At 74.5% G+C, this 23,813-nt stretch carries 18 protein-coding genes; 6 read left to right on the forward strand and 12 right to left on the reverse strand.

Annotated features, from left to right (window positions below; genetic code table 11):
- Positions 1-81: 81 nt before the first annotated feature.
- A complete protein-coding gene (gene dapE / locus ACLQ2V_RS00955) occupies positions 82-1,155 on the reverse strand; it encodes a succinyl-diaminopimelate desuccinylase (RefSeq protein WP_425716411.1) in 1,074 nt (357 codons plus the stop codon).
- 24 nt (positions 1,156-1,179) lie between these two features.
- Between dapE and dapD the strand changes: the two genes are divergently transcribed.
- A complete protein-coding gene (gene dapD, locus ACLQ2V_RS00960) occupies positions 1,180-2,139 on the forward strand; it encodes a 2,3,4,5-tetrahydropyridine-2,6-dicarboxylate N-succinyltransferase (protein ID WP_425716412.1) in 960 nt (319 codons plus the stop codon).
- A 68-nt stretch (positions 2,140-2,207) separates the two neighbouring features.
- Here dapD and ACLQ2V_RS00965 read toward each other — a convergent pair whose 3' ends face one another.
- On the reverse strand, positions 2,208-5,597 hold the full coding sequence (locus ACLQ2V_RS00965) for a S8 family serine peptidase (protein ID WP_425716413.1): 3,390 nt from the start codon (positions 5,595-5,597) through the stop codon (positions 2,208-2,210).
- A gap of 140 nt (positions 5,598-5,737) precedes the next feature.
- Between ACLQ2V_RS00965 and ACLQ2V_RS00970 the strand changes: the two genes are divergently transcribed.
- Positions 5,738-6,295, forward strand: coding sequence for a sugar O-acetyltransferase (locus ACLQ2V_RS00970; RefSeq protein WP_425716414.1), 558 nt, complete (start codon positions 5,738-5,740; stop codon positions 6,293-6,295).
- A 104-nt stretch (positions 6,296-6,399) separates the two neighbouring features.
- Positions 6,400-8,958, forward strand: a complete 2,559-nt coding sequence (locus tag ACLQ2V_RS00975) for a hypothetical protein (RefSeq protein ID WP_425716415.1) — start codon at positions 6,400-6,402, stop codon at positions 8,956-8,958.
- A 72-nt stretch (positions 8,959-9,030) separates the two neighbouring features.
- Here the strand turns inward: ACLQ2V_RS00975 and ACLQ2V_RS00980 are convergent, their stop codons facing one another.
- The 3 genes from ACLQ2V_RS00980 to ACLQ2V_RS00990 form a co-directional block, all read right to left on the reverse strand.
- Entirely contained in the window at positions 9,031-9,681 is a 651-nt protein-coding gene (locus tag ACLQ2V_RS00980) for a nucleoside/nucleotide kinase family protein (protein ID WP_425716416.1), read from the reverse strand.
- Entirely contained in the window at positions 9,681-10,325 is a 645-nt protein-coding gene (locus ACLQ2V_RS00985; protein WP_425716417.1) for an SIMPL domain-containing protein, read from the reverse strand. Before ACLQ2V_RS00985 ends, ACLQ2V_RS00980 begins: the two co-directional genes overlap by 1 nt.
- A 100-nt stretch (positions 10,326-10,425) precedes the next feature.
- On the reverse strand, positions 10,426-11,445 hold the full coding sequence (locus tag ACLQ2V_RS00990) for a prephenate dehydrogenase (RefSeq protein WP_425716418.1): 1,020 nt from the start codon (positions 11,443-11,445) through the stop codon (positions 10,426-10,428).
- Between the two features lie 232 nt (positions 11,446-11,677).
- Here ACLQ2V_RS00990 and ACLQ2V_RS00995 point away from each other — a divergent pair, with 232 nt between their 5' ends.
- Complete coding sequence (locus ACLQ2V_RS00995) at positions 11,678-13,519, forward strand: M48 family metallopeptidase (RefSeq protein WP_425716419.1); 1,842 nt, start codon at positions 11,678-11,680, stop codon at positions 13,517-13,519.
- A 364-nt stretch (positions 13,520-13,883) separates the two neighbouring features.
- Here ACLQ2V_RS00995 and dapC read toward each other — a convergent pair whose 3' ends face one another.
- Together dapC and fdxA are read right to left on the reverse strand one after the other, a co-directional pair.
- The gene (gene dapC / locus ACLQ2V_RS01000; protein WP_425716969.1) at positions 13,884-14,999 is read right to left on the reverse strand and encodes a succinyldiaminopimelate transaminase; all 1,116 of its coding nucleotides are present in this window, start codon (positions 14,997-14,999) and stop codon (positions 13,884-13,886) included.
- The gene (gene fdxA / locus ACLQ2V_RS01005; RefSeq protein WP_007464872.1) at positions 14,996-15,322 is read right to left on the reverse strand and encodes a ferredoxin; all 327 of its coding nucleotides are present in this window, start codon (positions 15,320-15,322) and stop codon (positions 14,996-14,998) included. The genes dapC and fdxA overlap by 4 nt, the downstream gene beginning before the upstream one ends.
- 79 nt (positions 15,323-15,401) lie before the next feature.
- Between fdxA and ACLQ2V_RS01010 the strand changes: the two genes are divergently transcribed.
- The gene (locus ACLQ2V_RS01010) at positions 15,402-16,445 is read left to right on the forward strand and encodes a GNAT family N-acetyltransferase (protein WP_425716420.1); all 1,044 of its coding nucleotides are present in this window, start codon (positions 15,402-15,404) and stop codon (positions 16,443-16,445) included.
- Between the two features lie 117 nt (positions 16,446-16,562).
- Here the strand turns inward: ACLQ2V_RS01010 and ACLQ2V_RS01015 are convergent, their stop codons facing one another.
- The 3 genes from ACLQ2V_RS01015 to mshB form a co-directional block, all read right to left on the reverse strand.
- Positions 16,563-17,027 (reverse strand): hypothetical protein, encoded by a 465-nt coding sequence (locus ACLQ2V_RS01015; RefSeq protein ID WP_425716421.1) that lies wholly within the window; start codon positions 17,025-17,027, stop codon positions 16,563-16,565.
- A 176-nt stretch (positions 17,028-17,203) separates the two neighbouring features.
- Positions 17,204-17,677, reverse strand: a complete 474-nt coding sequence (locus ACLQ2V_RS01020; RefSeq protein ID WP_425716970.1) for a hypothetical protein — start codon at positions 17,675-17,677, stop codon at positions 17,204-17,206.
- Positions 17,678-17,694: 17 nt separating this feature from the next.
- Positions 17,695-18,621, reverse strand: a complete 927-nt coding sequence (mshB, locus tag ACLQ2V_RS01025; protein WP_425716422.1) for an N-acetyl-1-D-myo-inositol-2-amino-2-deoxy-alpha-D-glucopyranoside deacetylase — start codon at positions 18,619-18,621, stop codon at positions 17,695-17,697.
- Positions 18,622-18,706: 85 nt separating this feature from the next.
- Between mshB and ACLQ2V_RS01030 the strand changes: the two genes are divergently transcribed.
- Entirely contained in the window at positions 18,707-20,845 is a 2,139-nt protein-coding gene (locus ACLQ2V_RS01030; protein WP_425716423.1) for a prolyl oligopeptidase family serine peptidase, read from the forward strand.
- A gap of 108 nt (positions 20,846-20,953) precedes the next feature.
- On the opposite strand, the gene ACLQ2V_RS01035 is transcribed toward ACLQ2V_RS01030, so the two are convergent.
- Positions 20,954-22,696 (reverse strand): ABC transporter substrate-binding protein, encoded by a 1,743-nt coding sequence (locus ACLQ2V_RS01035; protein WP_425716424.1) that lies wholly within the window; start codon positions 22,694-22,696, stop codon positions 20,954-20,956.
- Between the two features lie 122 nt (positions 22,697-22,818).
- A complete protein-coding gene (locus ACLQ2V_RS01040) occupies positions 22,819-23,805 on the reverse strand; it encodes an ABC transporter permease (RefSeq protein ID WP_425716425.1) in 987 nt (328 codons plus the stop codon).
- Positions 23,806-23,813 lie beyond the last annotated feature (8 nt).

A 23,813-nucleotide genomic window follows, 5' to 3' on the forward strand; every position in this document is an offset into this window, starting at 1 on the left:
AACCGACGCCGGTTGACGCAAACCTCTTGATCACCGGGCCGGGGGTGGGGTGGGGTGGTGGGGTGGGGGGGTGGGGTGGGGTTAGGGCAGGGTCAGCCAGCGGTGGAGGGTTTCTGCGCCGGCGCGGATCTTGCTGATCTCGACGTGTTCGTTCGGGTGGTGGGCCAGGTTGGGGTCGCCGGGGCCGAAGTTCAGCGCGGGGATGCCCATCGCGGCGAACCGGGCCACGTCCGTCCAGCCCAGCTTGCCGATCGGCGGCGCGTCGACGGCCGCCAGGAACTCCTTCGCCGGGGGCGCGTCCAGCCCGGGGGCCGCGCCGGGGGCCGCGTCGGTCACCCGCACCTCGAAGCCCGCGAAGACCTCGCGCAGGTGCGCCTCGGCCTCGGCCGGCGTCCGGTCCGGCGCGAACCGGTAGTTCACCTCGACCTCGCAGTGGTCGGGGACCACGTTGCCGGCGACCCCGCCGGTGATCCGGACGGCGTTCATCCCCTCGCGGTAGTCGCAGCCGTCGATGGTGACCCGGCGGGCCTCGTACCCGCCGAGGCGGTTGAGCACCTCGGCGGCGGCGTGGATGGCGTTGACCCCGTGCCAGGAGCGCGCCGAGTGGGCCCGTACGCCGGTGGTGGTGACCACGGAGCGCATGGTGCCCTGGCAGCCGGCCTCGACGATGCCGTGGGTCGGCTCCAGCAGCAGCGCGAAGTCCGCCGTGAGCCATTCCGGGTGCGCCTCGGCGACCAGGGTGAGGCCGTTGTACTTCGACTCGATCTCCTCGGCCTCGTAGAAGAAGTACGTCACGTCGTACTTCGGCTCGGGGAGGGTGACCGCCAGGTGCAGCGCGTGCGCCACCCCGGACTTCATGTCGGAGGTGCCGCAGCCGTACATCAGGTCCCCGCGCGTGGTCGACGGGAAGTTGTTGTTCAGCGGCACCGTGTCGAGGTGCCCGGCGAGCACCACGCGGGAGGCCCGCCCCAGGTCGGTCCGCGCCATCACCGTGTTGCCGTGCCGGTACGTGGTCAGGTGCGGCACGCCACGCAGCACCTGCTCGACGCAGTCGGCGATCGCCTTCTCGTTGCGGGAGACGGACTCGATGTCGACCAGGACGCGGGTCAGCTCCACCGGATCGGCGAGGACCTCGGGGGTCAGCGGGTTCTCCATGATTGGCACGGTACCGTCACAGACGTGACGACTGCACAGCCTGCGTGGGGCATCGGCCTCGCCACCATCACCGCCGACGAGCAGGTCCTCGACACCTGGTACCCGACGGGGAAGCTGGGCCTCGGCAAGCTGCCTCTGGTCCCGGGCGAGGACGAGGCGGACGTGCTGGACCTGCCGCCCGGGGCGGTCGGCGAGCGGGCGCTGCCCGGTCTGCGTACGGCCCAGGTGGTCACCGTGATCGGCGCGCTGGACGACCCGATCGCGGACGCCGCCGACGCGTACCTGAGGTTGCATCTGCTCTCGCACCGGCTGGTCCGCCCCAACGAGCTCAACCTCGACGGCATCTTCGGCAAGCTGGCGAACGTGGCCTGGACCTCGGCCGGGCCGTGCCCGCCGGAGCGGGTCGACGAGTTGCGGGTGATCGAGCGGGCGGCGGGGCGGCACCTGGCCGTCTACGGGGTGGACAAGTTCCCCCGGATGACCGACTACGTCGTCCCCTCCGGGGTGCGGATCGCCGACGCGGACCGGGTCCGGCTCGGCGCGCACCTGGCCGCCGGCACCACGGTCATGCACGAGGGCTTCGTCAACTTCAACGCCGGCACGCTGGGCACCTCGATGGTCGAGGGGCGGATCGTGCAGGGCGTGGTGGTCGGCGACGGCTCCGACATCGGCGGCGGCGCGTCGATCATGGGCACCCTCTCCGGCGGCGGCACCGAGCGGGTGCGCATCGGCCAGCGGAGCCTGGTCGGCGCGAACGCCGGCGTCGGCATCTCCCTGGGCGACGACTGCGTGGTGGAGGCGGGCTGCTACCTCACCGCCGCCTCGAAGATCACCCTGCCGGACGGCCGGGTGGTCAAGGCCCGCGAGCTCTCCGGCGTCGACGGCCTGCTCTTCTGGCGCAACTCGGTCACCGGCGCGCTGGAGGCCCGCCCCCGCACCGGCCGGGGCATCGAGCTGAACGCCGCCCTGCACGCCAACGACTGACCCGCCGCCACCGACCCCGCTGCGTCCGGGCCCGGCGCCGAACGTGGCCGCCGGGCCCGGACGCCGCATCACCGCAGCGCGTACGCCTGGATGATCCGGGTGGTCACCGTGCTGCCGACGCTGTCGCGCGCGGTGGCCCGCAGGGAGACGTGCCCCGGGCCGGCCGGGTGCTTCAGCGTGGCCACCCAGCCGCCGCCCTGGTGGCGGCGCAGCTCGGCCTTGCGCCAGGTCTTCCCGCCGTCGTAGGAGGCGTCGACGGTCAGCTTGACGACCTTCGCCGACGGGGCACCGTCCTGCCGCTCGACCCGCACCGGCACGGTGAAGGACCGGCCGGCCGGGGCGCTGTTGTCGACCCGCAGCGCCGGGGCGAAGCGCACCGCCATGGCCGGCAGCGCCGCGAAGCGGGTGCCGGGGACGTGCTTCGAGCGGAACGTCCAGGCGCCGGTGACCTCGGTGCTCAGCGCCGTGAAGTCGCGCTTGGCCAGGATCTCCACCCGGTAGTCCGCCGCGCCCGCCGGCACCTTGAACTCACCGTAACCGGCGTACTCGCTCTCCCCGACCAGCTTGCCGTCGCGGTACAGCCGGGTCCACTCGGCGGCGTTGAGCGACCCGCCGGGGTGCCCGGCCGCGTCGCTGTGCACGGGCAGGTCGGCCACGATGATGTCGCCCGTGCGGGTGATCCCCTCGCCCTCCCAGTACCGCTTCGGGAACGACGGCCCGTACGGGGCGGCGCCCCAGGTCTCGTGGGACGTCCGCCCGGCCCGGTACGCGGTGGGCCGGCTGAGCAGCATCGCCTGGGTCTCCAGCCAGCCCTCCGGTTCGCGGGTGCCGAAGTCCAGTTCGGTCTCCCACCGCACCCGGTTGGTGCTGTAGTGCTCGACCCGGCGGCCGGGCGTGGGGGTGGGCAGGACCAGCGCGGAACCACCGGTGTTGTACTCCGGCGTGCCCAAGACGATCCGCTCGGCCTCCAACCCCGGGTACGCGTCGCGGAAGGTGTGCGTGACGGTGGCCAGGTCCCCGCTGCGGTAGTGCTTGACGAAGCCCGTCGGCATCCGGCCGGGGAACGCCTCCAGCAGCGCGTACAGGTAGCGGCTGTCGGCGGTGTCCTCCTCGGCCCACTGGCTGCCGATGGTGGCGACGAAGCGTTCGGCGGTGCTCGCCGCACCGAGGTGCCCACTGGTCAGCCCCTCGAAGCTGGCGGACCAGAGGCCGAAGGAGTAGGTGCTCTCGTCGGCGGCGAAGAAGGTCGAGCTGACGTCGATCAGGTGCGGGACCGCGCCGCGCTGCGGCACGGTGTTCAGCACCGGCTTCGTGGCGCGGGCGTCGACGGTGAGCCGCAGTGGCCGGTCGACGACCACTTCGGGCCGGGCGAGCGTGGCGGCCCCGGCGGGTTCGCCGGCGTCGTCGGTGGCGAAGAGGTAGCTGAGCAGCCCGTAGCGGCCCTTCGGCAGGCGCACGGTGGCCGTGCCGTCGGCGTCGTAGACGTCCGCGTAGCCGAAGGCGCCCAGGTTGACCAGGGAGCTGGAGTAGTCGGCGGTGGGCCGGCCGTCGTGGCCGACGTGGCTGATGGTGACCTCGTAGCTCTCCACCTCGCGGTTCACCGCGATCGGGGTGACCGCCGTCGTCGCGCCGGAGCGGGCGACGACCCGCCCGGTGTAGTAGCCGTCGGGGCCGGCGACCCGGGTGTCGGCGGTGACGGTGGTCTGCGCCCGGCCGCCGGCCGGCACGGTGACCCGGGACGCGCCGAGGCGGAACACGCCGGCCGGGGCGGGGTCGCCGTCGGGGCCGGTGGCCTCGACGGTGAGGTCGAGGGTGAGCGGGGCGGTGCCGGAGTTGTGCCAGGCCACCGTCCGCTCGACGACCGGGTCGTCGCCGTGCGGCCACTGCGCCCGGCCGAACGACACGCTCACCGGTTCGCTGGTGAGCCGCTGGTCGATGGCGCGGGCCACGTCGACCCGCCCCGCGCCCTGCTGGTACGCGGTCTGCTCGGGGTGCGGCTTCGCCGCGGCCATCAGGGTCGACTTGAGCGCGCCGGCCCGCCAGTCGGGGTGCCGCTGGGCCAGCAGCGCCACCGACCCGGCGACGTGCGGGGTGGCCATCGAGGTGCCGGAGAGCGACATGTACTTCTCGCCGACCGGCTCGCCGATGTCGCTGCCGGCGGCGCGGGCCGCGACGATCTCCACCCCGGGGGCGGTGAGGTCCGGCTTGAGGGCGTCGTCGCCGACGCGGGGGCCGCGGCTGGAGAATTCGGCCAGCTCGTCGTCCCGGTCGACCGCGCCGACGGCCAGGGCGGCGTCCGCGCTGGCCGGGGAGCCGACCGAGCCGTCGGAGCCGTCGTTGCCGGCGGCGAGGACGAAGAGGGTGCCGGTCTGCGCGGTCAGCGTCTGCACCGCCTGCTCCAGCGGGTCCACCTCGGGGGTGTCCATGCCGCTGAGGCTCATGTTGACGACGGTGGCGTGCTTCTCCGCCGCCGCCCACTGCATGCCGGCGAGGATGGCCGAGTCCGAGCAGCCGAAGCTCTCGCAGACCTTGCCGGAGAGCAGCGTCGCGTCCGGCGCGACCCCCCGGTACTTCCCGCCGGAGGCGGCGCCGCTACCGGCGATGATCGAGGCCACGTGGGTGCCGTGGCCGATCACGTCGCCGGGCTCGGGCGCCTCGCTGAAGTTGCGCGACTCGGCGAGCCGGCCGGCGAAGTCGGCATGGTCGGGGTCGACGCCGGTGTCCAGCACCGCGACGGTGATCCCCCGGCCGGTGAGGCCCGCCTGCCAGGCGACCGGCGCGCCGATCTGCGGCACGCTGTGGTCCAGGGTGACCTGACGCCGGCCGTCCAGCCAGAGCCGGTCGACACCCCCCGCCGTGTCGACGCGGGCCGCGGCCCGGCCGGTGGTCATCGCCGCCCAGACCGCGCCGGTGCGGGTCTTCTCGGCGCTCAGCGCCGCGCCGCCGATGGCGGGCAGGTCGCGGGTCACCCGGGTGCCGGAGATGGCGGCGACGGCCCGGCGGGCCTCGCCCGCGCGGTACGACACCAGCAGCGGCAGGGTGTCGCGGTGGGCGTCGTCGTAGCCGGCCTCGATCAGCCCGGTGACGTCGAAGAGCCGCCGGTCGACCTTGCCGGAGCGCAGCAGCGGAAGCGCGTCCTGGGGCAGCACGCTCACCCGGCCCCGGTTGCGTTGGATCAGAAAGCGCAGGTCGTCGCGGCCGGTGGCGGGCCGGACGGAGACCGCGCCGCCGGCGGCGACGGTGACCCGGTCGCCGGTGACCAGGGTGACGGTCACCGGGCGGCCAGCCGTGGAACCGGCCGGTGGGGTGCCGGCGGGTTGCGCCCCGTCGACCGACGTGGCGGTCAACGCGGTCGGGCCGGCGGCGGGGGCGGCACCGGCGGGAGTGGTCAGCGGTGCCGCGAGCACCAGACCGAGGGCCAGCGCCAGGCCGACCGGTTTTCTTCCTCTTCGTTGCAACGGATCCTCCTCGTGCGTCGTCTTCACTGTTGGGGTCGCGCGGACACAGAGAAGAATTGCATACTCGGTATGCGTAGGAGAAGACCAGAAGGTGACAAAGTTCGCACGATCCGGCAAGCGACTTCGGGGAGGATCGGGCCATGACCTCCATGAGGGACCGCATGCTCGCCGGCGAGCTCTACCGCGCCGAGGACCCGGAAATCCTGGCCGACCTGGACCGGGCCGCCCGCCGCAACGAGGCGTTCAACCGCAGCTCGGCCGCCGATCCGCAGGGCCGACTGGCCGCGCTGCGCGACCTGCTCGGCACGGTCGGCGACGACGCCTGGGTCCGCCCGCCGTTCCACTGTGACTACGGCTGGAACATCCACCTCGGCCCGCGCGGCTTCGTCAACTTCAACGCGGTCTTCCTCGACGTGGCCCGGATCAGCATCGGCGCCGACGCCCAGATCGGGCCGAACGTGCAACTGCTGACGGCCACCCACCCGGTCGACCCGGAGCCCCGCCGCCAGAAGTGGGAGGCGGCCCAACCCATCACCATCGGGGAGAACGTCTGGCTCGGCGGCGGGGTGATCGTGCTCGCCGGGGTCCACATCGGCGACGACACCGTGGTCGGCGCGGGTGCCGTGGTGACCCGCGACCTGCCGGCGAACGTCGTCGCGGTGGGCAACCCCGCCCGGGTCGCACGCCGCCTCGCCTGACCGCCACAACCGCCCCGACCTGCGAAAACGTCTCGTCCCGGGGGTAGCCGAAGCAGGCCCCCAGGGTGCACTCTGGGTAGCGAGACAGTTACTAGGAGGCACCGATGGCCGGCCGGGTGCTCGAACTTCGCGTCCACGGGGTGTCCAACACGCCCCCGGCACAGGTGCTCGGGCTGACCCCCGCACCGGGCGAGGACTCCCCCCGCCCCTGGCTGGTCGCCGGGGACGAGGTGACCGGCTTCTACCGCTCCACCGCCGTCCGCCCGGACGACTCGGTCGTCGTCGAGGCGTACAGCTGGGGGCAGTTGACCTCCGGCGCGCGGACCGCGCGGGACGTGGAGCGGGCCCTCTGGACGCTGCTGCTGCCGTTCACGCTCGCGAACGTGGCGCTGCACGCCCGGCCCGGCATCCCGGCCGACCCGGACCAGGAGCGCTGGGGCAGCCGCTCCGGGATCACCGCCTGGCTGATCCGGCTGTTCTGCCTCAGCCTCACCGGGACGCTCGTGCTCGCCGCCACCGGCATCGGGGTGGACCTCATCGCCTGGCAGTGCGTCGACGACGAGTGCCTGCGTCGCCTCCCCGGGCCGTGGGAGTTCCTCGCCCACGGCTGGTGGCGGCAGGGCCCGCACGCCCTGGTCGTCGGCCTGGCCGTCCCGCTGGGCCTGCTGGTCCTCCTCGGCCTGCTGGCCTGGCGGACCTACCAGTACGAGGCAGAGATGCCCGCCGCGCCGGCCGCCGACGCCCCCACCCAGGACGCGCCGGCCACCAACCCGTTGCAGGATCACACCTTCTGGTGCGGCGAGGGGCAACTGCGCCGCTCCGGGGTGCTCCACCTCTGCGTCGGGGCAGCGGTCGCGGTGGCCGTGCCGCTCGGCGCGGTGCTGGCGATGGACCCGCCCCTGGGCGTACGGGCCGTCGTCGCCTGGCCCACCGTCGGGCTGCTCGTCGCGGTCGTGACGATCGCGGTGGTGGCGCTGGGCCGACCCTGGCTGAGCCGCCGCGCCGGTGACACCCCGCTCGGGGCGTGGAGCGTCACGGTCATCGTCCTGACCTGCGCCGGGATCGGCGGCACGGTGCTGCTCCTGCTGCTGCCGGACGGCCCCGCCGGCACCCCGCTGGCACAGCTACGCCCGCCCGCCGGGTGTCTGCGCGACCCGGCCACCGCCGGCTGCGCGATCGACCACTCGCTGCCCGGCTACGACTGGGTCATCGCCTGGTACGGCACCGGCCAGGTGTTCCTGCTGGCGGCCATCGCCGCGGTGTCCCGCTCCGGTCGACGGGCGGCGGCCGCGCCGCTCGCCGCCGCGCTGCTGCTCCCCCTCGGGTTCGGCTGGATCGCCGGCTGGCTGCCCGCCGCGCCCGCCGCGCCGTCGTGGCTGGACGGCTGGATGCTCAGCGCCCCCGCGCTCGCCCTGGCCGGCGTCGGGCTGCTGCTGCCCCGCACCGGCCCCGCCACACCGGCCACACCCCGACAACCGCACGCCGACCTCGCCTGGGGCGGCCGGGGACCGGCGGTCGTCGCCGGCTTCGGCTGGCTGCTCGGCATCGCGTACGGCGCCGGGATGCTCTACTGGGTGACCGCCCGGCTCACCGACGGCTCACCGACGGACGCCGGGGCCGGCGTGGTCGCGCCACTGCCGGTGATGTGGGCCGGGCTCGCCTTCGCCGTCGCGCTGCTCGCCCTCGCCGGGCTCGCGCTCCGCGCCGGCCTGCTCTTCTACCGGCTGCGCCGCCAGGAGTACGCCGAGCTGGTGCCTGCCGGGAACACCCTCTCCGCCCACGACCGGCGGCGCTGCCGGGACGTCAGCGCCTTCCGGGCCCTGCACCGCCTGGTCGGTGAGCACGCCCTGCGGCTGATCGGCTGGTACGCGGCCCTCGGCGCGCTGCTCGGCGCCCTCGGGGTCGCCGCCGCCCTGTCCCACCGCGCGCCGGACGCCGCCACGGTCACCGGCTGGCCGACGATCATCGGCACGGTGGCCGACCTCGGCGACGCCCTGCTGGGCTGGCTGCCGGTGGCGATCGCCGCCGTGGGGCTGCTGGTGTACCGCAACGACACCGTGCGCCGCTCCGTCGGGGTGCTCTGGGACATCGGCACCTTCTGGCCCCGCGCCGCGCACCCGCTCGCCCCACCGAGCTACGCCGAACGGGCGGTGCCCGAGTTGCAGACCCGCACCGCCGGCCTCCTCGCGCTCGGCGAACACGACCCGCGCCGGGTGGACGGCATCATCCTGTCGGGGCACAGCCAGGGCACGGTGCTCTGCGCGGCGGTGATCCTCCAGCTCCCGGCCCGGTGGCGACAGCGGATCTGGTTCTTCTCCTACGGCTCCCAGCTCACCCGCCTCTACGGGCGGATCTTCCCGGCGTACTTCGGGCCCGAGCGGCTGCCGGCGCTGACCGACGCCCTGCGCGGGCCGTCCGGGTGGCCGGGCTGGACCAACTTCTGGCGGCCCACGGACCCGCTGGGTTGGCAGGTCGCCGCCGGAGAACGGGACCTGCCGGTGCCCGACCCGGACGCCCTGCACCCGACCGGCGGGGAGGTCGCCGACCCGCCGATCCGCAACCACGGCGGCTACCCGGACGCCGCCGAGTTCCGCCGCGAGCGGGCCCGGGTGACCTGGCTGCTGCGCCGGCCGGTCCCGGCCCCCCGCGAGGGCGTCGACTAGCCCCCGGCGGCCGCGTCCGGGGCCGGCCGGCCCGTCCGGGGCCGTGGCGTCCGGGGCGGCGGGGCCGTGGCGTCAGTCGGGCGGCGGCTGCGGGGCCACCCGGACCACCAGGTCGGCGCGGTCGGCGGTGGCGGCCACCAGGGCCGCATTCGTCTCGTCGCTGCCCAGCGCCCAGGCCCGCGCCTGCTGCGGCGACCGCCCGTACGCCTCGTGCCGGGCGGTCAACCTGCCCCGGCGCAGGTCGGCGTCGAGGTCGAGGAACCACGCCTGGTGCAGCAGCGAGCGCGCCTCGTCCCAGGGGTCCTCGGGCAGCAGCAGGTAGTTCCCCTCGGTGACCACCAGCCGGACCTGCGGCGGCACCTCGATCGCCCCGGCGATGGGCTCCTCCAGCTCCCGGCGGAACTGCGGGGCCCAGACCGAGGTCGGCTCCAGCCGGTGCAACCGGCGCAGCAGCGCGACGTAGCCGCCGCCGTCGAAGGTGTCCACCGCGCCCTTGCGCCCGTCCCGGCCGAGCCGGCGCAGCTCGGCCTGGGCCAGGTGGAACCCGTCCATCGGGACCAGCCGGGCGACCGGCCCCAGCTCGGCGACGATCCGCTCGGCCAGGGTGGACTTGCCGGCCCCCGGTGCGCCGGCGATGCCGAGCAGTTGCCGGGGGCCGCTCTCGGCCAGTGCGCGGGCGCGGGCCACCAGCTCCGCCACCGGCAGCACCCGCGCGGCCGGCATCAGTCGAGGACCGCTGCGGTGATCGTGAAGCGTGCCTGCACCGCCGCGTGCACGCTCTGCGCCTGCGGATCCAGCTCCAGCTCCGGCGGGCCGCCCTGGGCGAGGTCACCGGCGAACGCCGCGCGGGCCATCATCGGCTGCGGGCCACCCCCGCCGTCGGCGAGCTCCAGCAGGGCGGTCACCCGGGCGCCCAGCGCCTCGGCGTACTCCCGGGCGCGGGCCACCGCGTCGGCGATCGCGGCGTGCCGGGCCTCGCGGTACGCCGGGCTGTCCGGGCGCAGCGACCACCACGGGCCGGCGAGCTCCACCTGGTCCTGGTCGGCGAGGCGGAGCATCAGCTCGCCCAGCGCGGTGAAGTCGGTGACGGTGACGGTGGTGGCGACGCTGCCGTGCCAGGCCACCACCCGCTCGCCGGAGCGTCTCGTCTCCGGCCACACCCGCAGGTCGCCGGTCTCCCGGCGGTCCACCGCCGGCTCGGCCGCGTCGAGCAGCACCCGGACGGCGGCGGCCCGCTCGGCGAGCCGGGTCAGGGTGGCCTCCCGGTCCCGGTCGCGGGCCGTCGCGGTCACCGTGAACCGGGCCAGCTCGGGGGCGACCTCCCGGTACGCCTCGCCCCGCACCACCACGACCGGCTCGTCCACCATGCCCCCACCCTAGAGCAGAGCCGGGCACCTCATCGACGCCTGCGGGTTCTCTGTCGACCGCTGCCCGCGCGCCGGGCCGGGGGTCAGGCCGGGCCGGGGGTCAGGCCGGCGCGGCGGGTAGGTGCCCGGTGTAGGTGACCGTGCCCCCCGCCACCCGGCAGCCGGTCAGGTGGCCGCCGGCCGCCCCGAGCCCCAGCAGGTACGCCAACTCCTCGGCGACGGCCCCGTCGACCGGGAACTGCCGGTCGGCCGGGGAGAGCGCGCGGTCGAGCAGAGTGAGCCGCAGCTCGCGCGCCCGCTGGTAGTGCCCCACCAGGGCCGCCGCGTCGCCGGCCCGCAGCGCGGCGGCGAGTTGGTCGAGGAACCCGGTCACCCGGGCGAGCTGGTCGAGGACCTGCGCCCGGTTGTTCAACAGCATGTCGGCCGTCCGCGCGGCCGGGGTGCCGGCGACCCGGGTGCCGTCGCGGAAGCTCCCGGCGGCCAGGCCGAGCACGGCGTCGCGTACGCCGGCGTCCGCCACCGCGCCGGCCAGGCTGCCGGCCAGCAGGTGCGGCACGTGCGAGGCGAGCGCCGCCGCCGCGTCGTGGGCGTCCGGTGTCATCGGCACCACCCGCGCGCCGAAGACGTCCACGACCAGGGCGGCCAGCGCCCGGAACCGGTCGAGGCCCGCCGCGGTGGGGCAGAGCACCCAGGCGGCGGCGTCGAGGAGCCCGGCGTCGGCGGCGGCCAGGCCGGCGCGCTCCGCCCCGGCCATCGGATGCCCCGGCACGAAGCGGCCGGTCAGGCCGTGCGCCGCAGCGAAGTCGGCGATCCCGCCCTTCGTGCTGCCCACGTCGGTGAGCACACAGTCGCCGCCGGCCAGCCCGGCCACGGCCAGCAGGGTCTGCGGCAGGCGGGACAGCGGGCCGCAGAGGAACACCACGTCGCGGTCGCGGACGGCCTCGGGCAGCTCGTCGGGGAAGGCGACGCCCCACGCCCGCCCCTGCGCGCGGGTGGCGGCGTCCGGGTCCCAGCCGGTGACGTCGAGCCCGGCCTCGCGCAGCCGCAGCAGCACGGAACCGCCGATCAGCCCGGTGCCCACCACCGCCGCCCGTCGGAGCCCACCGGGCCTCTCCACCATCTACGCACCTCGGCGTCTCGATCGGCACACGTCGAGGTCCCCCGACCCGTTCGGCCCCGAGGATAACGCCCGCCGGAGGATGCCGTCGGCTGCCGGCGCGGGTGCCATCGGGTGCGGTGGATGGTAGGCCTTCCCGCCCTGGCCGGAAGGGGGATGTCCGATCAAGATCCACGCCGTACGGTCCCTCCCGCCGGCCACCACACCGGTGGCCGTACGGGGAAAGGGCAACATCATGGCCGCGACGTACCGGGCTCTCGCCTCGGTGCTCATGTTGATCGGCTTCTACGTCGTCGCGCTGCTTCAGCTCGTCGCCGTCGCCGCGCTCGGCTTCTGGCTGCACCAGCGGCTCAGCGGCCTGGCCACCGCCAAGCTCACGATCCCGCTGCTGGTCGCGCTCGGCGCGGTGCTGGTCGGGCTCTGGCGGGCCATTCGTACCAAGAACGAGCCCGCGCCGGGGCTGATCCTCGACGAGCGGGCCGCGCCCGGCCTCTGGGCCACCGTGCGCGCGCTGGCCGCCGAGGTCGGCACCCGCGCACCGGACGAGATCCGGCTGGTGCCCGAGGTGAACGCGGCCGTCGCCGAGCAGAGCACCATGCTCGGCCTGGTCGGCGGTCGGCGGACCATGTACGTCGGGCTGCCGCTGCTGCAGGCGATGCGGGTCGACCAGCTCCGTTCGGTGCTGGCACACGAGCTGGGCCACTACTCGGGTCGGCACACCCGCCTCGGCGGGGTGGCGTACCGGGGGCGGTTGGCGATCGGCGAGACCATCGGCCGCATCGGCCGGTACAACCCGGTCGGCTGGGTCTTCCGGGGATACGCGCGGCTCTACCTGCTGGTGGACAATGCCGCGTCGCGCCGCCAGGAGCTGGAGGCCGACCGGTCCTCGGTGCGGCTGGCCGGCCGCGAGGCGGCCGCCTCCGCGCTGCGCACCCTGCCGGCGCTGGACGCGGCCTGGTCGTTCTACATGCGCAGCTACGTCCAGCCGGGCTGGTCGGCGGGGCTCGCCCCGGACGATCTGTTCGGCGGCTTCGCCCAGCTGCTCGCCGGCAGGCGGGGCCAGATCGACGACCTGCGGGAGAACGCGCCCGACCGGCCGGGCTCCCGCTGGGACACCCACCCGCCCATCGGCGTACGGGTGGCCGCGATGGCCGACGCGCCGGCCGACGCCGCCGCCGTCGACGCCCGGCCGGCCGCCGGGCTGCTGGCCGACGTCGACGCGGCGGGCCGGCAGTTGCAGGGCATCGTGATCGACCACGAGGGGCGGCAGGTCCTGCCCTGGCCGGAGTTCATCGCGGCGGCGATCGCCGCCGGCGGGCAGCAGGAGGCCGACAGCATCTACCGGGCCGCCGGCCGCTTCACCGGCGCGGAGGAGCCCGGCCTGTCGACGGTGCTGGAGCTGGTTCGCGCGGGTCGGCTGGGCGAGTTCGCCGTCCGGTTCTTCCCCGACTCCACCGATGAGGAGGCCGCCGCCCGCTTCGCCGGCCCGATGCACACGCTCGTGGTCAACGCGGCGATCCGCGCCGGGTGGGCGCACTGGCAGCTCTCCTGGTCCGACCCGGCCCGGCTGGTCGGCCCGGACGGCGAGCCCTGCGACCTCTCCGACATCGCCAAGCTGGCGGTCGACCCGCGCACGCTGGACGTGGCGCTGGCCCGCCTCGCCGAGCTGGGCGTCGACCCGGCCGGCGCGACGGCGGTGCAGCGGCGGGTCTCCGGCGACGACGCCGACCTGGTCGGCGGGCTCGCCAACTTCAAGATCGACGGTGTCGAGCACGACGTGCTGGTCCTGGACCGGGGCCTGGTGCTGATCCCCGACCCCGGCAAGGCCAGCAAGGGCGAGGAGCGGCTGCGGGCGCTGGTCGGATCGGTGCCGGTCGCCGAGCTGGCGACCCGGCACCCCTTCCTGCCGTACGAGGAGATCACCTCCGTGGTGGTGCGGCGCGAGGTGCCGCTGAAGGCCGAGCTGACCCTGCACGGCGGGCGGACCATGGCGATGCAGGAGCTCTTCTCCAGCGAGTTCCTGGGCAAGCACAGCCGCGACGCCCTGGTGTCGCTGTTCCGCCGCATCGGCGAGTGACCCGCGTGGTGCCCCGGGCCGGCCGCCCGGCGCGGGGCACCACCGGAACCGTCCAGCGTGACGGCACCCCCGCCCTCACACCTTCGGGTGCATTCCTTGTCGCCATGGCGACAAGGAATGCACCCGGTGCAGGCACGGACGCGATTCACCCACCCATGCCCGCCGCAGCGAGCGCCGAACCTCACTGCACGAGCACCAACGCGCCCACCTCGCCACGCCACGCAAGCCCCGCCGCCGCAGCGGGGACGGGTCAGCACCTCCGTCGCTTCCGCCGCGTACGCGGACCAGCACCAGCACCGCCTGCCCGGCACCGGCTGCCCGGCACCGGCTGCCCGGCACCGGCTTCGGCACCGGCTTCGCCGGGTCAGGGCCGGGCGAGGCGGGCGGCCACCGCCGCGATGTGCTCGTCGGACTCGGTGAGGGCTGCGCGCACGTGCCGCGCCCCGCCTGGGCCGTAGAAGACGCCGGCGGCGACCAGCACGCCCCGCCGGGCCAACCAGTCGACGGTCGCCCAGCAGTCCTCGTCGCGGGTCATCCAGAGGTAGAGCCCGGCCTCGGAGTGCTCGACGGTGAAGCCGGCCCCGGTGAACGCGGCGAAGAGCCGCTCCCGTCGGGCCCGGTAGCGCTCCCGCTGAGCGTCGGCGTGTTCCTGGTCGCCGAGCGCGGCGATCATCGCCGCCTGCACCGGGGCGGGCACGATCATCCCGGCGTGCTTGCGCACCTTCAGGAGCTCGGCCACCAGCGCCGGGTCGCCGGCGACGAAGCCCGCCCGGTAGCCGGCGAGGTTGGAGCGCTTGGAGAGCGAGTGCACGGCCAGCACCCCGTCGTACGACCCGCCGCACACCTCGGGCGCGAGCACGGAGACCGGCTGCGCGTCGGCCGACCAGCCCAGCGGCAGGTAGCACTCGTCGCTGGCCACCACGGCGCCCCGCTCCCGGGCCCAGTCGACCACCTTGCGCAGGTGGTTGGCGGGCAGCACCCGGCCGGTGGGGTTGCCGGGCGAGTTCACCCAGACCAGCCGTACCCGGGGGTCGGGGCCGAGCGCGGTCAGCGAGTCGGTGCGCACGGTGGTGGCGCCGGCGAGGCGCACCCCCGCCTCGTACGTCGGGTAGCAGACCGACGGCACCACGACGACGTCGCCGGGGCCGACCCCGAGCAGGGTGGGCAGCCACGCCACCAGCTCCTTGGAGCCGATGGTGGGCAGCACCCCGAGGCCGTCGACGCCCGCGCCGCAGGCCCGGCCGACCCAGGCCGCGATGGCGGCCCGCAGGGCGGGCGTGCCGGCGGTGAGTGGGTAACCGGGGGCGTCGGCGGCGTCGGCCAGGGCCTGTCGGATCACCGGGGGCACCGGATCGACCGGAGTGCCCATGGAGAGGTTGATCAGGCCGTCCGGGTGCGCCGCGGCCAGGGTGGCCGCGGCGTCCAGGGTGTCCCAGGTGTAGTCGGGCAGCCGCGACGAGACCGGCGCGGGCCGGTTCAGTGGCCCTCTCCGCGCGGCGGCTGGGCCGCGACGAACGTCGCGTCCTTCTCCACCTTGCCGATCTTCGAGGCACCACCGGGCGAGCCCAGGTCCTCGAAGAACTCGTAGTTGGCCCCGGTGTAGTCCTTCCACTGCTCCGGGACGTCGTCCTCGTAGAAGATCGCCTCGACCGGGCACACCGGCTCACAGGCACCACAGTCGACGCATTCGTCAGGGTGGATGTAGAGCATCCGGTTGCCCTCGTAGATGCAGTCGACCGGGCACTCCTCGATACATGCCTTGTCGAGCACATCCACGCAGGGCTCGGCGATGATGTAGGTCACCGGTCTTCTCCTCCGCAAGACACGCCGCGATCACCCGCGACGGTTAGAGCCTAGTATCTCGCCGGGGAGGGGGTCGATCGTGCTCCGACAGCAGGATGTGGGACACCGGATCGTGGTCCGCCGGATTGTGGGGATTCGCGAAGGCCGCCCGCTCTTCTCCGACGCCCTGGGCGACTTGGTCGAGCTGACCGAGACCCATGTCACTCTGCTGACCGTCCGGGGCCGGCTGCGGGTTCCCGTCGCCGAGGTGCACCGGGCCAAGCGGGTACCGCCCGCCCGCCGGCCGACGGCCGCTGCGGTCGTGGCGCTGGAACTGGCCGCCGACGAGGCGTGGCCGGCGCCGGTGCGGGGCCGGCTCGGCGACTGGTTGCTGCGCAGCGCCGAGGGCTGGACCGGCCGGGCGAACTCCGCGCTACCGGTGGGCGACCCGGATCGGCCGCTGCCGGCCGCGCTGGACGCCGTCGCGCGCTGGTACGCCGACCACGGCCAGCCCGCCCTGGTGAACACCCCGTTGCCGCTCGCCGCGCCGGTCGGCGCCGAGCTGGACGCCCGGGGCTGGGGCACCCGCCCGCCGACGCTGGTGCAGACCGTCCCGCTGGCCACGCTACGGGCGGCCGACACCGGCTCCCCACGCCCCGGCAACCCCACGCCTTCACCGCCCGAGAGCCCCACGCCGCCGCCGGTCGAAAGCCCCACGCCACGCCCGCCCGACAGTGCCGGGCTGCCGCCGGTCGAGCTGGTCGCCGCGCCGTCGGCGGCCTGGCTCGCGGTCGCCGCCGGCCGCAAGGGGGGCCTGCCGGAGGCCGCCCGGCACGTGCTCACCGCCGTGGACCGGCTCTGCTTCGCCCAGGTGTACGCCGACGGCGAGCTGCTGGCCATCGGCCGGGGCACGGTCACCGGGGGCGGGCGTTGGCTCGGCCTGACCCTGCTCGAGGTGCTGCCGCACGCGCGCCGGCAGGGCCTGGCCACCCACGTCGTCCGCGCACTGGCCGACTGGGGCGCCGCACTGGGCGCCACCGACGCCTTCCTCCAGGTGGAGCAGCGCAACGCTGGCGCGCTGGCCCTCTACCGCACCCTGGGCTTCACCACCCACCACAGCTACCTGACCCGCACCGCCCCCTGACGAAGGACGGCAACGCCCGGCCGCCTCCGTCGATCTTGGAGTTGCGGTGGGAGCGAACCGCCACAAAACGGCCCCTTCGGGCACCACAACTCCAAGATCGACGGGCGATCGGGGTGGTCAGCGGCGGACGGGGCGGCGGGGCTTCGCCGTCTTGATCTCCGCGTAGCGCTTCAGCAGCCGGGAGCGGTGGTCGCGGCCCAGCGCGGTGAGGGTCAGGTGACCGGCGAGGACACCGACGGCGGCGGCCACCAGGTAGACCCCGATCTCGCCGAAGAGCGTGGCCACCCCGCCGTCGAACGGGTTCTGCCCGACCAGCAGCGGCCCGACCAGGACGGTCAGCGCCAGCGCGACCCCCACGGCGGCAGCCACGTCGCCGCCCCAGTTGGCGACCGAGCGGTGCTGCCCCCAGCGGAACACCAGCCCGGCGAGGATCGCCCCGATCGCCAGGAACATCGCCAGGGACACCCGCGACTCGGCCGCGTCGTCACCCTCGAAGCCGAGCTTGACCACCACCCGGGCGGCCACGTTCACCGCGAAGAGCGCCGCCGCCAGCAGCGCGAGCACCCGCCACCGATCCTTCATCACAAGCCTCCCGCCGTACCGCCCGCACCCACGGCGGGCTCCTCCGCAGGATGTCTTACCACCGCGAGCCGGTTGCCGTCACCACCCGCGGCCGGGCACCGTCACGCCACGCCGTCAGGCCACACCGTCACGCCTCGCCGTCACGCCTCGCCACGCCGTCACGCCTCGCCACGCCGTCACGCCTCGCCGTGACGCCTCGCCTCGGGGCGGCGGGCCGGCGCCGGCGCCAGCACCTGGCGGAAGCCGATCACGGCGAAGGTCATCGCCCCGGCGACGATCATCGCCAGGCCGACCCAGTTGTCCCCGGCCAGCAGCAGGTCGCCCTCGCTGGTCCGGACGGCCGCCGCGCCCATCAGCGCGAACCAGGGCGTCCCCGGCAGCAGCACCGCCCAGCGGCTGCCGACCGCCGCGTACGCGAACCAGCCGAGCGCGATGTTGGCGGCCACGGCCAGCAGCACCGACACCCCGATCAGGTGCCCGTCGACGCGGACGGTCGACCAGATCAGCTCCAGCAGGCCGGTCGCGACCGCGCCGAGGACCGCCACCAGGCCGCCGGCGACCCGCAGCGCGAGGTCGAGCAGCCGCCGCGACCGCCCCGGCGAGGGCGGGGCCGACTCGGGGGCGGAGGGCGGTGGCGGGACGACCGACATCGGCGCGGCGGGCAGGGTCACCGGGTGCCGGCCGCCGCGACCGAGGCCCGGTCGGGGCCGCCATCGAGGCCCAGCCCCGCGAAGAGGTCGTCCTCCCAGCCGTACGGGCCGTTGCCCGGCCCCTTCTGGCCCACCGCCAGGGTGAAGTACTCCACCCCCATGAACTCGGCGCCGAAGTTGCCGGCGATCGAGTAGAGCCAGGAGGTGGCCGGGATCTGGGTGGCGTGGGCCCGCATCGCCGCCTCCTTGGCGGCGTGCCGCTCGGTGGCGTCGATCCGGGCGGCGATCTCCGGGTCGGGGGTGCCGAAGGGCAGGTCGTCGACGCTGTCGATGCCGTCGAAGGGGTTGTCGGACGACTCGGTGAACTGGTCCAGCCCGGCCTCCAGCACGCTGCGGGGCATGGCCGTCCAGTAGACCTTGGCCGGGGCGATCCCCTCGGCTGCGGCCAACTCGTGCGCCCGCATCGCCACCCGGTGCGCCTGGATGTGGTCGGGGTGGCCGTAGAAGCCGTTCGGGTCGTACGTGATCAGCACCTGCGGGCGGACCTCCCGGATGACCTCCAGGAGCTGCCCGGCGGCGACGTCGAGGTCGGCCTGCCAGAACGCCCGGGGGTGCTCGTTGGTGGCCAGGCCCATCATCCCGGAGTCCCGGTACCGGCCCGCGCCGCCGAGGAAGCGGTGGTCGGTGACGCCGAGCGCGGCGCAGGCGGCGGCCAGCTCGGCGACCCGGTACCCGCCGAGCTGATCGGCCTCGGCGGCGGCGAGCCGGGCCAGCTCCGGCACGTGGATCTCACCCTCCTCGCCGAGGGTGCACGTCACCAGCGTGACGTGGGCGCCGGTGGCGGCGTAGTGGGCCATCGTCGAGCCGGTGCCGACGGTCTCGTCGTCGGGGTGCGCGTGGACCAGCAGGAGGCGGCGGTCAGGCAGCGTCGTCACGACGGCCACTCTAACGGGCCGGGGAGCCCCTCCGGGGCGACGCGTCCGGGCAGGTGACCCACATCGGCCCCGGAGCGGCTCTACGATCCGACGTGTGGACTTTCCGGAGCTGGCCGCCCGTACCCGTCGGTTCGGTCACGGTGCGCCGCGCGCCGTCAGCGTGACCGACGACGGGGCCAGGGTGCTCTTCCTGCGCTCGTCCGGGCCGCAGGACCCGGCCGACGCGCTGTGGCTGCTGGACGTGGCTACCGGCGAGGAGCGTCTGCTGGCCGACCCGGCGGCGCTGCTCGGCGACGCCCCGGCCGCGCTCTCCCCGGGGGAGCGGGCGCTGCGCGAGCGGCGGCGGATCAGCTCCGCCGGCATCGCCTCGTACGCGCTGGACGCCGCCGGCCGGGTGGCGGTCTTCACGCTGGCCGGCCGGCTGTTCCGGGCCGACCTGGTGCACTCCGACGTGGTCGAGGTGACCGCCGTGGGCCCGGTGATCGACCCGCGGCCGGACCCGACGGGCGAGCGGCTGGCGTACGTCACCGACGCCGCCGACGGGGTGCGCCGGGGCGAGCTGCGGGTGGTCGCGGCCGACGGCGCCGACACCCTGCTGGCCGGCGAGGACGCCGGGGTCACCTGGGGGCTGGCCGAGCACGTGGCGGCCGAGGAGTTCGGCCGCTTCCGGGGGTACTGGTGGGCCCCGGACGGGTGCTGCGTGCTGGCCGCCCGGGTCGACGAGTCCCGGCTGCCCCGCTGGCACCTGCACGACCCGGCGGAGCCGGCGAGCCCGCCGCAGAGCATCGCGTACCCGCAGGCCGGCGGGCCGAACGCGGAGGTGAGCCTGCACCTGCTCGACCTCGACGGCGGCTGGGTGGACGTGCACTGGGACCGGGAGACCTACCCGTACCTCACCTCCGTCGACTGGGCCGACGGCAACCCGCTGATCACGGTGCTGCGCCGCTCCCAGCAGCACGGCCTGGTGCTGGCGGTCGACCCGCGCACCGGGGAGACGCAGGTGCACGCCGAGCTGGCCGACCCGCGCTGGGTGGAGCCGATCCCCGGCACCCCGGCGCACCTGCCCGACGGCCGGGTGCTGGTCGGCGGCGAGCTGGCCCACGACGGGTACGACGCCCGCTGCCTCTTCGCCGACGGCAGCCTGCTCACCCCGCCCTCGCTCTACGTACGCCGGGTGGTGGGGCGGCTGCGCGCCGGCGACCGCCCGGTGGACCTGCTGGTGGAGGCGAGCGAGGGCGAGCCGAGCCAGCGGCACCTGTACCGGGTCCGGACGCTGATCGGCGGCGGGGTGGACGCCCGGCGGATGAGCGCCACCCCCGGCTGGCACACCGCCGCCGTGGGCGGCGACACGCTGGTGGTCGGCACCGCCTCGCTGGAGCAGCCGGGGACCACCTGGGCGGTGTGGCGCGGCGACCGGGAGGTGGCCCAGCTCCGCTCGCTGGCCGCGGCCCCGCCGTACGCGCCCCGGCCGATGCTGGTGCGGGTGACCGACCGGCGGCTGCCCAGCGCGGTCGTCTACCCCACCCACCACGTCAAGGGCAGCCGGCTGCCGGTGCTGCTGGACGTCTACGGCGGCCCCGGGCACCAGGAGGTGCGCGCCGACCGGGCGGCCTGGCTGGAGCGGCAGTGGTGGGCCGACTCCGGCTTCGCGGTGGTGACGGTCGACAACCGGGGCACCCCCGGGGTGGCCCCGTCGTTCGAGAAGGCCGTGCACCGGCGGGTCGCCGACGTGGTGCTGACCGATCAGATCGACGCGCTGACGGCGCTGGCCGGCAAGCACCCGGACCTGGACCTGGGTCGGGTCGGGGTGCGGGGGTGGTCGTTCGGGGGCTGGCTGGCCGGGCTGGCGGTGCTGCGGCACCCGGAGCTGTTCCGCTGCGCCGTGGTGGGTGCCCCGGTCACCGACTGGGGGCTGTACGACACCGCGTACGCCGAGCGGTACCTGGGCGCGCCGGAGGACGGCACCGACGTGTACGCCCACCACTCGCTGCTGGAGCTGGCCGCCGAGCCGCCGGTGACCGGCGAGCCGGCCCGGCCGATGCTGCTGGTGCACGGCCTGGTCGACGACAACGTGGTGGCCGCGCACACGCTGCGGCTCTCGGCGGCGCTGCTGGGCGCGGGCCGCCCGCACTCGGTGCTGCCGCTGCCCGGCGCGACGCACATGGCGGCGGGCGGCCTGTCGGAGCGCCTGCTCCGGCTGGAGCTGGACTTCCTCCGCACCCACCTGACCTGAGACCGCACCCGCCTCGGGCTGGGACCGCCGCACCCGCCTCGGGCTGGGACGCGAAAGGGGCCCCTTCCCAGTGGGAAGGGGCCCCCGCGCACCGTCAGGAGGCGGTGGTTACGGCTTGACGAACGCGTTGACGAAGGCCGGGTAGCCGAAGACGCTGGAGATGAAGACCCCGCCGGCCTTGGAGCCGTGCACGAGGTACGCCACGTCGACGTAGAGCGGCACCACCGGCGCGTGCTCGGTCATGATCTTCTGGTCGACCTTGGCCCACTCCGGCCCCTGCTTGGCCGGCTCCAGGGCGAGGATACGGTCGAACTCGGCGTTGATCGCCGGGTCGTTGAAGAACGAGCTGTTGCTGTTGCCCTCGGCCTTGATGCTGCGGCCGTCGTAGAGCACCGGCAGGATCGACGCGCCGCTGGGCCAGTCCGCCGCCCAGTTGCCGATGTACAGGTCCCAGGGGTTGTTCTTCTTCTTGACCTCGTCGAGCTTCGCGTCGTCCGGGATGTTCCGGACGGTGATCTTGAAGCCGGCCCGCTCCAGGTTGCTCTTGAGCTGGATGGCGATGCGCTGCTCGGTGGTGTTGTCGGCCACGCCGAGGACCAGCTCCGGGGTCTTGCCGCCGAGCAGTTCCTTGGCCTTGTCGACGTTGCCGCTGGCCCCGGCCGGGTACGCGTCGTACGCCTGGTAGCCGATCGTCGACGCCGGCATCAGGGTGGTCATCGGCTGGGCCACGGTCTGGCCGCCGACGGCCTTGATCAGGCCGTCCCGGTCGATGGCGTAGTTGAGCGCCCGGCGGACCGACAGGTCCGTCACCCGCTGGTTGTTGATGACGAGGTTGTTGGCGCTCGGCGTCGGGGAGAGGATGCTGCGCGACTTCAGCGCCGGGTCCTGGGCCACCTTGGCGACCAGCGCCGGCGGCACGTAGTTGAAGGCGATCGCGCTCTGGTCGGCGCCGTTGTCGGCGATCACCCGGTTGTTCGCGGCGTCGGCGGTCGGGCCGAAGCTCCACACGAACTGGTCCGGGTACTGGTGGCGCACCGGGTCGGTCTTGGCGTCCCAGTGCGGGTTACGGTCCAGGGTGAGCTGCACGCCGACCTGGTTCTTGGCGACCTTGTACGGGCCGGACGAGAACGGCTTCTGGTCCAGGTTGACGCCGGTGTCCTGGTCGGCCTTCAGCGGGGCGCTGGTCGGCAGCGACGCGGCGAACGGCAGGTCGCAGCGGGGCTTGGCGAACTCGAAGCGCAGGGTCTTCGGGTCCGGGGTGGTCAGCCCCGGCGGCAGCGAGGTCTTGTTCTTCTTGAAGTCCCACTTGGTGTCGAACTCGGGGCTGTCGGCCAGCCACTCCTGCAGGTAGGTCGGGCCGCCGGCGAGGTCCGGGTCGAAGGACCGGGCGATGCCGTACCCGATCTCCTTGGAGGTGATCGGGCTGCCGTCCTCGAACTTCACCCCGTCCTTGATCTTGAATTCCCAGACCTTGCAGTCGTTGTTGACGTTGGTGCCCGGGGTCTCGGCGAGGTCGCCGACGAGGACCAGGCCGCCCTTGCCGTCGTCCTTCCAGGTGGTCAGGTAGCGGGAGAAGAGCGGGTTGGTCATCAGGCCCGCGAACGAGTACGTCCGCTGCGGGTCCAGGTGGGAGATCGGCGTCTCCCGGATGATGGTGAAGGTGCCGCCCTTGCTCGCCCCGGCCACCTCGGCCGCCGGGCCCTGCGAGTCCTTCGGGTCGGTGGCGATGACCCCGGTCTGCTGCCGGGTGTTGTCCACCGTGCTGCCCTCGCCCGTGTTCTCCGAGCAAGCCCCCAACGTCACCACCAGTGCGATGGCGCCGCCTGCGGCGACCGCTGCGCGTGGTCTCATCAACTACCTCCTACACCCGGTGCCGCCGGGCGTGAGGCGCCCGACGTCCCGAGGATCGTAAAGACGGAAAACTTCGGTTTGGGTAACGGTTGTCGATAGTTCCGGCGGCGGCCCGGTGACGGTCAGCGCAACCGCACCCGGGGGTCGATCACCGCGTAGAGCAGGTCCACCAGGACGTTGGCCAGCACCACGAAGACCGCCGAGATGAGCACGGTCGCCATGATGGTCGGCAGGTCACCGTCGCTGACCGCGTTCACCGCGGTACGCCCCAGCCCCTGGATGCCGAACGTGGTCTCGGTGATCACGGTCCCGCCCAGCGCCCCGCCGACGTCCAGCCCGGCGATGGTCACCACCGGGGTGATCGCCGCGCGCAGCGCGTGCCGCCCGTACACCTTGGGTTTGGTCAGGCCCTTGGCCTTCGCGGTGCGGACGTAGTCCTCCGAGAGTGTCTCCAGCATCTGCGCGCGGGACAGTCGGGCGTAGATGGCGGAGTAGAGGAAGGCCAGCGCCACCCAGGCCAGCACCAGCCCGCTGGCCCACTTCAACGGGTTGACGAATATCGACGTGTAGCTCGGCACCGGCAGCAGCCGCAGGGTGTAGACGAAGACCAGCAGCAGCACCGCGCCGACGAAGTAGAGCTGCATCGACGCGCCGGTCAGCGAGAAGCCGATGGCCGCCCGGTCCAGCCAGGTGCCCCGGCGCAGCGCGGAGATCATGCCGAGGCCGACGCCGAGCAGCAGCCACAGGATCGCCGCGGGGATCACGATGCTCAGGGTCACCGGCAGCACCCGGGAGATGGTGTCGAAGACCGCCTCGTTGTTGACGTACGACCAGCCCAGGCAGGGCGCGTCGCACCGGCCGCCCTGGGCGCTGCCCAGGTCCCGGCCGGTGAAGATGCCCTTCATGTAGCCGGCGTACTGGGTGATCAGCGGGTCGCGCAGGCCCAACTCCTGACGGACCCGCTCCAGCCGCTCCGGGTTGCAGTTCTTCGGGCACATGCCGGTGACCGGGTCCCGGGGCAGGGCGAAGAACATCAGGAAGCTGAGCACGCTCACCGCGAAGAGGGTGAGGGCGGCCGAGAGCAGCCGCTTGACCAGGAAGCGCAGCATGGCGGACC

The organism is Micromonospora sp. DT233 (genome assembly GCF_049841815.1).
Lineage (GTDB): Bacteria > Actinomycetota > Actinomycetes > Mycobacteriales > Micromonosporaceae > Micromonospora.

Bases quoted from the DNA above. Each gene is read 5' to 3' on its own strand.
- ACLQ2V_RS00990 (WP_425716418.1), bottom strand. From the start codon at position 11,445: ATGGTGGAGAGGCCCGGTGGGCTCCGACGGGCGGCGGTGGTGGGCACC.
- ACLQ2V_RS00970 (WP_425716414.1), top strand. From the start codon at position 5,738: ATGACCTCCATGAGGGACCGCATGCTCGCCGGCGAGCTCTACCGCGCC.
- ACLQ2V_RS01020 (WP_425716970.1), bottom strand. From the start codon at position 17,677: ATGTCGGTCGTCCCGCCACCGCCCTCCGCCCCCGAGTCGGCCCCGCCC.
- ACLQ2V_RS00980 (WP_425716416.1), bottom strand. From the start codon at position 9,681: ATGCCGGCCGCGCGGGTGCTGCCGGTGGCGGAGCTGGTGGCCCGCGCC.
- ACLQ2V_RS00985 (WP_425716417.1), bottom strand. From the start codon at position 10,325: ATGGTGGACGAGCCGGTCGTGGTGGTGCGGGGCGAGGCGTACCGGGAG.
- ACLQ2V_RS00995 (WP_425716419.1), top strand. From the start codon at position 11,678: ATGGCCGCGACGTACCGGGCTCTCGCCTCGGTGCTCATGTTGATCGGC.
- ACLQ2V_RS01040 (WP_425716425.1), bottom strand. From the start codon at position 23,805: ATGCTGCGCTTCCTGGTCAAGCGGCTGCTCTCGGCCGCCCTCACCCTC.
- ACLQ2V_RS01015 (WP_425716421.1), bottom strand. From the start codon at position 17,027: ATGAAGGATCGGTGGCGGGTGCTCGCGCTGCTGGCGGCGGCGCTCTTC.
- ACLQ2V_RS00975 (WP_425716415.1), top strand. From the start codon at position 6,400: ATGGCCGGCCGGGTGCTCGAACTTCGCGTCCACGGGGTGTCCAACACG.
- dapE (WP_425716411.1), bottom strand. From the start codon at position 1,155: ATGGAGAACCCGCTGACCCCCGAGGTCCTCGCCGATCCGGTGGAGCTG.
- ACLQ2V_RS01035 (WP_425716424.1), bottom strand. From the start codon at position 22,696: ATGAGACCACGCGCAGCGGTCGCCGCAGGCGGCGCCATCGCACTGGTG.